We start from the raw sequence: 10,258 nt of genomic DNA, 5'->3' as shown, positions 1-10,258 counted from the left end.
GAAGAACCGTTCGTCGCGCACCGAGTACCACCCCGAGTAGTTGTCGAGGTAGATGTCGCCGGCCGCCGACATGCGCCGCCAGATCTCCTGGGAGGCCCGGTAGTGGTCGGGATCGGTGGTGCGGATGAACCGGTCGAAGGAGATGTTCAGCGCCTCCTGGACGCGCTGGAACACATCCGAGTTGCGCCGGGCCAGCCGTGCGGTGGGTACGCCGGCGGCCGCGGCGGCCTGTGCCACCTTCAGGCCGTGTTCGTCGGTCCCGGTCAGGAAGCGCACGTCGAAGCCGTCGAGCCGCTTGAACCGGGCGATCGCGTCCGTGGCGATGTACTCGTACGCGTGCCCGACGTGCGGAGCCGCGTTCGGATACGCGATGGCAGTCGTGACGTAGTAGGGCCTCATCGAGAGTCCACCCTATTGTGTGGCCGTGAGCTCTGACCGACCAGCCAAACGAGAGGCGCCGCCGCCGCCGGCGCCGTTGGCGCCCCTGATCGACGCGCACACCCACCTCGACGCGTGCGGTGCCCGCGACGCCGCGGACGTGGCCGCCATCATGGACCGCGCCGCCGCCGTCGGTGTGCAGGCGGCGGTCACCATCGCCGACGACCTGGAGTCGGCGCGCTGGGTGACCCGGGCCGCCGACTGGGACCCGCGGGTCTACGCCGCGGTTGCGCTGCACCCGACCCGCGCGGCCGCGCTGACCGACGCCGCCCGCGCCGAGATCGAGAAACTGGTGGCCCACCCCCGGGTGGTGGCCGTCGGCGAGACCGGCATGGACCTGTATTGGCCGGGGCGCCTGGACGGCTGCGCCGAGCCCGCTGCGCAGCGCGAGGCGTTCGCCTGGCACATCGACCTGGCAAAGCGGTGCGGTAAGCCGCTGATGATCCACAACCGGGACGCGGACGCCGAGGTGCTCGACGTGCTGGCGGCCGAGGGCGCGCCGGACGCGGTGATCTTCCACTGCTTCTCGTCGGACGCCGCGATGGCCCGCCGGTGCGTGGACGCCGGCTGGCTGCTGAGCCTGTCCGGGACGGTGAGCTTCCGCAATGCCCGCGCGCTGCGCGAGGCCGTTCCCCTGATCCCGTCCGAGCAGCTGCTGGTGGAGACCGACGCGCCGTTCCTGACGCCGCACCCGCACCGGGGCTCGCCCAACGAGCCCTACTGCCTTCCCTATACTGTTCAGGCGATCGCTGAGTTGGTGCATCGTCCGGCCGAGGAGATGGCACAACTGACCACGAGCAACGCTCGTCGGGTCTACGGGCTGGGGCCCGGCGTGGGTTCCCGTTTCGGAGATTGACGAAACGGACACGCGCCCCGGAGTTGCTCAACAGTGGCCGGTTCGTTACCGTCTTGTGATCATACGGGTGGGCCTCTGGGCCCATTTGTCATTTCAGGTGTCAGGTGAATTAGGTCGTTGAAGTGCTTACTGAGGTCGGGGTAGACGCGCGTTGAGTGTTTTGACAAAACTTCATCAGAATCAATCACCGATGTTGCGGCTGGTAGTCGCAGGGCTGCTGTTGGTAGTCGCGGCCGCGGGCGGGATCGCGGTTTCCGCATGCAAGACCGTGACGCTGACCGTCGACGGAATCGCGATGAGGGTGACGACGATGAAGTCGCGCGTGATCGACATCGTCCAGGAGAACGGCTTCGCCGTCGCCGAGCGCGACGACCTGTATCCCGCCGGTGAGGTGAAGGTCCACGACGCCGCCAACATCGTGTTGCGCCGCAGCCGCCCGTTGCAGATCTCGCTGGACGGACGCGGCTCCAAGCAGGTGTGGACGACGGCGTCGACCGTCGACGAGGCGCTGGCCCAGCTGGCGATGACCGACACCGCGCCGGCCGCCGCCTCGCGCGGCAGCCGGGTTCCGCTGGCCGGGATGGCGCTGCCGGTCGTCAGCGCCAAGACGGTCCAGATCAACGACGGCGGCACGACGCGCACGGTGCACCTGCCGGCCGCCAACGTCGCCGGGCTGCTGGGCGCCGCCGGTGTCCCGCTGGCCGACAGCGACCAGGTGGTGCCGCCCGCGACCGCGCCGATCGTCGACGGCATGCAGGTCGAGGTGACCCGCAACCGGATCGAACGGGTCACCGAGCGGATCCCGCTGCTGCCGCCCGCCCGCCGCGTCGAAGACCCGGACATGAACATGAGCCGCGAGGTCGTCGAGGATCCCGGCAGCCCGGGCATGCAGGACGTGACGTTCGCCGTGGCCATGGTCAACGGTGTCGAGACGGGCCGGCTGCCCGTCGCCAATACCGTCGTGACACCGGCCCGGGAGGCCGTGGTGCGGGTGGGCACCAGACCCGGCACCGAGGTGCCGCCGGTCAGCGACGGGTCCGTCTGGGACGCGATCGCGGGCTGCGAGGCCGGCGGCAACTGGGCGATCAACACCGGCAACGGGTACTACGGCGGCGTGCAGTTCGACCAGGGCACATGGGAGCGCAACGGCGGCCTGCGGTTCGCGCCCCGCGCCGATCTGGCTACCAGGGAAGAGCAGATCGCCGTTGCCGAGGTGACGCGGCAGCGCCAGGGCTGGGGTGCGTGGCCGGTATGCAGTGGTCGGGCGGGTGCGCGCTGACGATTAGGCTGCTCGGCCGCACCGAGATCAGGCGGCTGGTCAGAGAGCTCGAGTTTCGGCCCCGCAAGTCCCTCGGCCAGAACTTCGTTCACGACGCCAACACGGTGCGGCGGGTGGTCGCGGCCTCCGGGGTCGGCCTGTCCGACCACGTGCTGGAGATCGGCCCCGGTCTCGGGTCGCTCACGCTGGCCCTGCTCGACCGCGGCGCCACCGTCACGGCCGTGGAGATCGACCCAGTGTTGGCCGCCCGGCTACCGGGGACGGTGACCGAGCACTCCAACAGCGAAATCCACCGGCTGACGGTGCTGAACCGCGACGTGCTGACCCTCGAGCCCGGCGATCTGCCCGCCGAGCCCACCGCGGTGGTGGCCAATCTGCCTTACAACGTCGCGGTCCCGGCCCTGCTGCATCTGCTCGCGGAATTTCCGTCCGTCCAGGTCGTGACGGTGATGGTGCAGGCCGAGGTGGCCGAGCGGCTGGCCGCCGAACCGGGCGGCAAGGACTACGGCGTGCCCAGCGTCAAGATGCGCTTCTTCGGCCGGGTGCGCCGCTGTGGCATGGTGCCGCCGACCGTGTTCTGGCCGATTCCCCGCGTCTACTCCGGACTGATCCGCATCGACCGGTACCCCGACCCGCCGTGGCCGACCGACGCCGCCTTCCGGCGGCGCGTCTTCGAACTGGTGGACGTCGCCTTCGCTCAGCGGCGCAAGACGGCCCGCAATGCGTTCGCCGAATGGGCGGGCTCGGGCAACGAGTCGGCGAATCGCCTGCTGGCCGCGAGCATCGATCCCGCGCGCCGCGGCGAGACTCTGTCCGTCGACGACTTCGTCCGCCTGCTGCGGCGCTCCGGGGGCGCCCCGGGCAGCGGTCCGGGAGCCGCGGCGCCGCAACTCCCCGGGCCCGCCCCCGCGGGCTGAGTCGCGCGTCGCCAGGCGGCGTCATGGCGTGTGGTTGGGCGGTGGCAGCGATAGTCTGCTGCGGTGGCTGACGTGACCGACGATGTCTGAGGGCAATACCGCCGCGCAGTGGGTTCCGACGGGTTCGGTCACCGTTCGGGTGCCCGGCAAGGTCAACCTCTACCTGGCCGTCGGCGATCGCCGCGCGGACGGCTATCACGAGCTGACGACGGTGTTCCAGGCGGTCTCGCTGATCGACGAGGTGACGGTGCGCAACGCCGATGTGCTCTCGCTCGAGCTCGTCGGCGAGGGCGCCGACACGCTGCCCGCCGACGAGCGCAACCTGGCCTGGCGGGCGGCCGAGCTGATGGCCGAACACGTGGGCCGGGCTCCGGACGTCTCGATCCTGATCGACAAGACCATCCCGGTGGCCGGAGGCATGGCCGGCGGCAGCGCGGACGCGGCGGCGGTGCTAGTCGCGATGAACTCGCTGTGGGAGCTGGGCGTGCCCCGCCGTGACCTGCGCATGCTGGCCGCCCAGCTGGGCAGCGACGTGCCGTTCGCACTGCACGGCGGCACCGCGCTGGGCACGGGCCGCGGCGAGGAGCTGGCCACGGTGCTGTCCCGGAACACCTTCCACTGGGTGTTGGGGTTCGCCGACGCCGGGCTGTCCACTCCGGCGGTGTTCGCCGAGCTCGACCGGCTCAGGGCCGCCGGGGACCCCCCCCGACTCGCCGAGCCCGGCCCGGTGCTGGCGGCGCTGGCCGCGGGCGATCCCGCCGGGCTGGCACCGTTGCTGGGCAACGAGATGCAGGCGGCCGCGGTGAGTTTGCAGCCGGCCCTGCGGCGTGCGCTGCGCGCCGGGGTGGAGGCCGGCGCCCTAGCGGGCCTGGTGTCCGGCTCGGGCCCCACGTGCGCGTTCCTGTGCGCCTCGGCGAGCTCGGCGGTCGACGTCGGCGCCCAGCTGGCGGGGGCGGGCGTGTGCCGCACCGTGCGCGTCGCCAGCGGCCCGGTGCTCGGCGCCCGCGTGGTGCCGGCGCCCACCGAGGTGTGAGATCAAACCGAAACGCCGCAAGAGTTTGGAGGTTACTTAAGAGGAGTTTAAGATGACTCGCGGTGACCTACAGCGGTAAGCAGAACCCCTTCATCCGGTCGTCCGCCCTGCGCGTGGGCGGACGGGCTGCGGCCGCGCGCGGGGTCGTCCCATCACCGCTTCGAGACCTAACCGCTGCCCAACTGTGCTCGCGCGCCTGCTACCACGTGGCGTTCGGCGAGCGGACTATGGAATTCCGGGCCCTGGGTGAAGTGCCGGAACCGAGGAGGCTTCTGTGAGCAGGTTTACCGAGAAGATGTACCGGAACGCCCAAACCGCGACGACGGGCATGGTCACCGGCGAACCCCACGAACCCGTCCGGCACACCTGGGGCGAGGTTCACGAGCGGGCACGTCGCATCGCGGGCGGTCTGGCCGCCGCCGGCATCGGCCTCGGCGACGCGGTGGGCGTGCTCGCCGGCTTCCCGGTGGAGATCGCCCCGACGGCGCAGGGCCTGTGGATGCGTGGGGCCAGCCTGACGATGCTGCACCAGCCCACGCCGCGCACCGACCTGGCCGTGTGGGCCCACGACACGCTGACCGTCATCGGCATGATCGAGGCCAAGGCCGTCATCGTCTCCGAGCCCTTCCTGGTGGCCATTCCGGTGCTCGAGGAGAAGGGCGTCAAGGTCCTGACCGTCGCCGACCTGCTGGCGTCGGACCCGACCGACCCCGTCGAGGTCGGCGAGGACGACCTGGCGCTGATGCAGCTGACGTCCGGATCCACCGGTTCGCCCAAGGCCGTCCAGATCACCCATCGCAACATCTACTCCAATGCCGAGGCGATGTTCATCGGCGCCCAGTACGACGTCGACAAGGACGTCATGGTCAGCTGGCTGCCCTGCTTCCACGACATGGGCATGGTCGGGTTCCTGACCATCCCGATGTACTTCGGCGCGGAGCTGATCAAGGTCACGCCGATGGACTTCCTGCGCGACACGCTGCTGTGGGCCAAGCTGATCGACAAATACAAGGGCACCATGACCGCGGCGCCCAACTTCGCCTACGCCCTGCTGGCCAAGCGGTTGCGCCGCAACGCCAAGCCGGGCGATTTCGACCTGTCCACGCTGCGTTTCGCGCTGTCCGGCGCCGAGCCGGTCGAGCCGGCCGACGTCGAGGACCTGCTGGACGCGGGCCGCCCGTTCGGGCTACGGTCCTCGGCGATCCTGCCGGCCTACGGCATGGCCGAGACGACGCTGGCCGTCTCGTTCTCGGAGTGCAACGCCGGCCTGGTCGTCGACGAGGTCGACGCCGACCTTCTGGCCGCGCTGCGCCGGGCCGTGCCCGCCAGCAAGGGCAACACCCGGCGGCTGGCCACGCTCGGTCCGCTGCTGAAGGGCCTCGAGGCCCGCATCGTCGACGACGACGGTAACGTGATGCCCCCGCGCGGCGTCGGTGTCATCGAACTGCGGGGCGAGTCGCTGACGCCCGGCTACCTGACTATGGGCGGGTTCATCCCCGCCCAGGACGAACACGGCTGGTATGACACCGGCGACCTCGGCTACCTCACCGACGAGGGCCACGTCGTGGTGTGCGGCCGCGTCAAGGACGTAATCATCATGGCGGGCCGCAACATCTACCCCACCGACATCGAGCGTGCCGCCGGCCGCGTCGACGGGGTGCGGCCCGGGTGTGCGGTCGCGGTGCGCCTGGACGCCGGCCACTCCCGCGAGACGTTCGCGGTCGCCGTCGAGTCCAACGCGTGGCAGGACCCGGCCGAGGTGCGCCGCATCGAGCACCAGGTCGCCCACGAGGTGGTGGCCGAGGTCGACGTCCGGCCACGCAACGTCGTGGTGCTGGGCCCGGGCACCATCCCGAAGACCCCGTCGGGCAAGCTGCGCCGGTCCAACTCCGTCACGCTGGTCACCTAGGCCGCGCGAGCGAGCTACCAGGCGTGGACCCGGTTCTGCGCCGCCTCCAAACCCATCTGGACGAGCAGTTCGGTCGCGTCGGCGGCCTGCTCGCAGATCGTGGGGACTTCGGCGCGTTCGGTGCTGGTGAAACTCTCCAGCACGAACGCGGCGGGGTCCTTGCGCCCGGGTGGGCGACCGATCCCCACGCGCACGCGCTGGAACTCCTTGCTCCCCAGCGCGGCGGCCACCGAGCGCAGCCCGTTGTGGCCGCCCTCGCCGCCGCCGACCTTGAGCCGGATGCGGCCGAAGTCCAGGTCGAGGTCGTCGTGGATGACGACGACGTCGGCCGGGGCCACCGAGTAGAACTTCGCCAATGGCCCGACCTGGCGGCCGGACTCGTTCATGTAACAGCGCGGCTTGGCCAGCAACACCGAATGCCCGCCCAGCCGGCCGCTGACCACTTCCGCGCCGGAACGCTTGTGCGCCTTGAACGTCGAGCCCAGTCGCGCGGCCAGCAGGTCGACAACCATGAACCCGACGTTGTGTCGGGTGCGCGCGTAGTTGTCCCCGGGGTTACCCAGGCCGACCACGAGTAGCGGTTCGGCCACGTCCGGGGCCGCCTACTCGCCGGCTTCTTCTTCGACCTCGGCCCCGGCCGCCTCGGGCTCGGCGACTTCGCCGCCGCCCTCGCTCTCCAGCTCCTCGGCGGTCGGCGCGTTTACCACGTGGGCCACCAGCAACTCGGGGTCGGAGATCAGGTTGACGCCGGCCGGCAGCGGGATCTGCCCGGCGGTGATCTGGGTACCGGGTTCGGCGCCCTCGACGGACACGGTCAGCTGCTCGGGGATCGAGGAGACGTCGGCTTCGATTTCGACGCTGTTGACTTCGTGCCGCACCAGGGTGCCGGGCGCGGCATCGCCCTGCACCTCGACGTTGACCTCGACGACGACCTTCTCGCCGCGACGCACGACGACCAGGTCGGCGTGCTGGATGGTGCGGCGGATGGGGTGCACGTCGAGCGCCTTGGTCAGGGCCAGCTGTTCGGTGCCCTCGATGTCGAGGGTGAGGACGGCGTTGGTGCCCGCGTGGCGCAGCACGGCCGCGTAGTCGTGGCCGGGCAGTTCCAGGTGCTGCGGGTCGGTGCCGTGACCGTAGAGAACGGCCGGGATCCTGCCTTCGCGGCGGGCTCGCCGGGACGCGCCCTTGCCGGTCTCGGTCCGCCTCGTGACCGCCAGTTGATTGGCCGGTGCCTTAGCCATGATGTCGCTCCTGTGTGCTCGTTACCCAGTTCCAGGGCACGGCCAGGGTCGCGACTTGATGAGTCGGTCTCCGTCGATAACGGGGCCGGTTCGCCAGCCACCCTCGCCGTGACGCCCGGCCAGGTTAGCGCATCTGCGCCTCAGAGCGGAAATTTGACGCCGGTGAGCTGCTCGGAGAGGTCCCACAGCGCGGTGGCCGTGGCTGCATCCCGCGCCCGGCGGCTGCGCCCCACGGGCTGCGTGCGGCCGAGGTAGCCGAACCGGGGGCCGACGAACGTGTCGCCCGGCAGGTCTTGAGACGCCGCGTACAGGGTCTGCCGGGCACCGAAGTCGGCGTCGGTGGCGACCACCCGGGTGGCGGCCGACATCACCGCGTCGCCCAGCTTGCGCCCGGTGGCCCCCTGCAGGTTGGTGTGCGAGTAGCCGGGGTGCGCCGCCAGGGCACGCAGCGGCGACCCCGCCGAGTCGAGGCGACGCTGCAGCTCGCTGGTGAACAGCAGGTTGGCCAGCTTCGACTGGCTGTAGGCCAGCCACGCCGAGTACCGGCGGTTCTTCCAGTTCAGATCGTCCAGGTCGATGCGGCCGGGCCAATGCGCCATCGAGGACACGGTGACCACGCGGTCGGTGAGCCTGGGCAGCAGCAGGTTGGTCAGCGCGAAGTGGCCGAGGTGGTTGGTGCCGATCTGGCTCTCGAAGCCGTCGGCGGTCAGCGCGTACGGCGCGGCCATGATGCCGGCGTTGTTGATCAGGACGTCGATTTTGTCGACTCCGTCGGCGAACCGGCGAACCGACGACAGATCCTGCAGGTCGAGCCGGCGCACCTCGACCGCGCCGGGAATCTCCTGCGCCGCGGCCTCGCCCTTGGCGGTGTTGCGGACGGCCATGACGATCTCGGCGCCCCTGCGGGCCAGCTCGCGGGCCGTCACCGCCCCCAGCCCGCTGTTGGCGCCGGTGACGACGACGGTGCGTCCGGCGAACGAGAGAAGGTCTGCTGCGGTCCAGTCGGCCATGGCTAACTACCTTACGGCCGGGATCACTTCGTCGCGACGACGAAGCCGTGGATGATCGCCTCGATGTCGGACGACTCCGCGACCGCCCGGTCGGCCAGGCTGGTGACGGTGAGCTGGACCAGGTAGCGCTGATTCGCCGGTGGCGGACCGGTGGGGAACACCACCCGGTTGTAGCCGTGCAGCCGTACGCCGCCGGCGACGTAGCTGCCCTGGATCATCGACGACGGAAAGCCGTTGAAGTCCGCCGTCGAGGCGTCCAGTTGCTTGAAGTCGCGGGCCATCTGGGCGTCGGCGTTGCTGTGCTTGACCGCTTCGGCGGGGTTGAACTCGCCGCGCAGTTTGAACACCATCAGCATAGCCATCGGATACTCACCGCCCTTGGAGATCGTCTCCGTGCCCGGCGTGGCCTTGGGATCGTTGAACGGCGCCCAACCCGGCGGCGTGGGAATGGACACCGTCAGGTCGGTGAGGGTGTCGGGTGCCACCTGCTGGCCGGCGACGCCGATGCTCTGCAAGTACTGCGACAGGGGGACGGCGTTCGCGGCCGTCGTGGTGGCGCTGGTGGTCGAGGTGGTCGACAGGATCGAGCGGAAGTCGGTGGGCTTCGGTGCGCAGGCCGCCGCGGCCGGCGCCAGGGCGACCACCGCGAGAAGCCGGATCGCCCGTGCTCTCACAGAATCTCGCGGACCGCGTCGATCGGCCGGGCGAGCCGCGTGCCCTTCGCCGTGACGACGAACGGCCGCTCGATCAGGATGGGGTATTGGGCCATGGCGTCGAGCAACCGGTCGTCGGTCGCGTCGGCGAGGCCCAGTTCGGCGTGCAGCGCTTCGCGCTTGCGCACCGCGGTGCGCACGTCGATGCCCGCCTCCCGGATCATCGCCGCCAGCTCCTCGCGCGACGGCGGGTTCTTCAGGTACTCGACGATCGTCGGTTCGAAACCGTTGTCCGCCAGCAGCTCCAGCGTCTTACGGGATGTGCTGCACCGGGGATTGTGGTAGACGGTGGCTTTTTTCGCCTCGGCACCCATCTAGGCGTCCCCGTCGAAAAGTCCTGTGACTGAGCCGTTCTCGAAGACGGCGCGGATGGTGCTGGCCAGCAGCGGCGCGATGGACAGCACGGTCAGCTGCGGGAACCGCTTGTTCTCGTCGATCGGGAGCGTGTTGGTCACGATCACCTCGCGGGCGCCGCAGCCGGCCAGCCGTTCGGCGGCCGGGTCCGAGAGCACGCCGTGGGTCGCCGCGATGATCACGTCGGTGGCGCCGTCGTCGTGCAACAGTTTGACCGCGCCGGCGACGGTGCCACCGGTGTCGATCATGTCGTCGATCAGCACGCAGGTGCGGCCGGCCACCTCGCCGACCACGCGGTTGGACACGACCTGGTTGGGCACCCGCGGGTCGCGAGTCTTGTGGATGAACGCGAGCGGAGCCCCGCCGAGCGCGTCGGCCCACTTCTCGGCGATGCGCACCCGGCCCGAGTCGGGGGAGACCACCACCATGTCGCCGCCGGGATAGTTGTCCTTGATGTAGGCGGTCAGCAGGTGCTGGCCGCGCATGTGGTCGACGGGTCCGTCGAAGA

Annotated in this window: 11 protein-coding genes and 1 pseudogene; 5 read left to right on the top strand and 7 right to left on the bottom strand. The window is 70.4% G+C overall.

What is annotated here, in order from left to right; all coding sequences use genetic code 11:
- Positions 1–399: class I tRNA ligase family protein (locus tag AC2VOR_RS09480; protein ID WP_486963672.1), on the bottom strand; the 399-nt coding region annotated here is incomplete at its 3' end.
- A gap of 19 nt (positions 400–418) precedes the next feature.
- Between AC2VOR_RS09480 and AC2VOR_RS09475 the strand changes: the two genes are divergently transcribed.
- From AC2VOR_RS09475 to AC2VOR_RS09455, 5 genes are all read left to right on the top strand, one after another.
- Positions 419–1,294, top strand: coding sequence for a TatD family hydrolase (locus tag AC2VOR_RS09475; protein ID WP_369737261.1), 876 nt, complete (start codon positions 419–421; stop codon positions 1,292–1,294).
- Positions 1,295–1,445: 151 nt separating this feature from the next.
- A complete protein-coding gene (locus AC2VOR_RS09470; RefSeq protein WP_369737263.1) occupies positions 1,446–2,573 on the top strand; it encodes a resuscitation-promoting factor in 1,128 nt (375 codons plus the stop codon).
- Positions 2,546–3,490 carry a 16S rRNA (adenine(1518)-N(6)/adenine(1519)-N(6))-dimethyltransferase RsmA gene (gene rsmA, locus AC2VOR_RS09465; RefSeq protein ID WP_369741463.1) on the top strand — a complete coding sequence of 315 codons (945 nt, stop codon included), beginning with the start codon at positions 2,546–2,548 and terminating at the stop codon, positions 3,488–3,490. Before AC2VOR_RS09470 ends, rsmA begins: the two co-directional genes overlap by 28 nt.
- An 82-nt stretch (positions 3,491–3,572) precedes the next feature.
- Positions 3,573–4,523 carry a 4-(cytidine 5'-diphospho)-2-C-methyl-D-erythritol kinase gene (locus AC2VOR_RS09460; RefSeq protein ID WP_369737264.1) on the top strand — a complete coding sequence of 317 codons (951 nt, stop codon included), beginning with the start codon at positions 3,573–3,575 and terminating at the stop codon, positions 4,521–4,523.
- A 274-nt stretch (positions 4,524–4,797) separates the two neighbouring features.
- Complete coding sequence (locus AC2VOR_RS09455; RefSeq protein WP_369737265.1) at positions 4,798–6,432, top strand: fatty acyl-AMP ligase; 1,635 nt, start codon at positions 4,798–4,800, stop codon at positions 6,430–6,432.
- A gap of 14 nt (positions 6,433–6,446) precedes the next feature.
- On the opposite strand, the gene pth is transcribed toward AC2VOR_RS09455, so the two are convergent.
- The 6 genes and pseudogenes from pth to prsA form a co-directional block, all read right to left on the bottom strand.
- Entirely contained in the window at positions 6,447–7,022 is a 576-nt protein-coding gene (gene pth, locus AC2VOR_RS09450) for an aminoacyl-tRNA hydrolase (RefSeq protein WP_369737266.1), read from the bottom strand.
- A gap of 12 nt (positions 7,023–7,034) precedes the next feature.
- A complete protein-coding gene (locus AC2VOR_RS09445) occupies positions 7,035–7,673 on the bottom strand; it encodes a 50S ribosomal protein L25/general stress protein Ctc (protein ID WP_369737267.1) in 639 nt (212 codons plus the stop codon).
- A gap of 140 nt (positions 7,674–7,813) precedes the next feature.
- Positions 7,814–8,683: an oxidoreductase gene (locus AC2VOR_RS09440; protein WP_369737268.1), complete on the bottom strand. Its 870-nt coding sequence runs from the start codon at positions 8,681–8,683 to the stop codon at positions 7,814–7,816.
- Positions 8,684–8,706: 23 nt separating this feature from the next.
- On the bottom strand, positions 8,707–9,357 hold the full coding sequence (locus tag AC2VOR_RS09435; protein WP_369737269.1) for an LpqN/LpqT family lipoprotein: 651 nt from the start codon (positions 9,355–9,357) through the stop codon (positions 8,707–8,709).
- The gene (gene arsC / locus AC2VOR_RS09430) at positions 9,354–9,710 is read right to left on the bottom strand and encodes an arsenate reductase (glutaredoxin) (RefSeq protein ID WP_369737270.1); all 357 of its coding nucleotides are present in this window, start codon (positions 9,708–9,710) and stop codon (positions 9,354–9,356) included. Before arsC ends, AC2VOR_RS09435 begins: the two co-directional genes overlap by 4 nt.
- Positions 9,711–10,258: pseudogene (gene prsA / locus AC2VOR_RS09425) on the bottom strand (ribose-phosphate pyrophosphokinase); the annotation flags it as partial. It lies immediately after the preceding gene.

The sequence above is a fragment of the Mycobacterium sp. TH-M103 genome (assembly GCF_057473785.1).
This window is presented reverse-complemented; position numbering and strand designations above follow the sequence as displayed.

What these genes read in the sequence shown, in the direction of transcription:
- rsmA (WP_369741463.1), top strand. Translation starts at nt 2,546, where the DNA reads ATGCAGTGGTCGGGCGGGTGCGCGCTGACGATTAGGCTGCTCGGCCGC.
- AC2VOR_RS09460 (WP_369737264.1), top strand. Translation starts at nt 3,573, where the DNA reads ATGTCTGAGGGCAATACCGCCGCGCAGTGGGTTCCGACGGGTTCGGTC.
- AC2VOR_RS09445 (WP_369737267.1), bottom strand. Translation starts at nt 7,673, where the DNA reads ATGGCTAAGGCACCGGCCAATCAACTGGCGGTCACGAGGCGGACCGAG.
- AC2VOR_RS09440 (WP_369737268.1), bottom strand. Translation starts at nt 8,683, where the DNA reads ATGGCCGACTGGACCGCAGCAGACCTTCTCTCGTTCGCCGGACGCACC.
- arsC (WP_369737270.1), bottom strand. Translation starts at nt 9,710, where the DNA reads ATGGGTGCCGAGGCGAAAAAAGCCACCGTCTACCACAATCCCCGGTGC.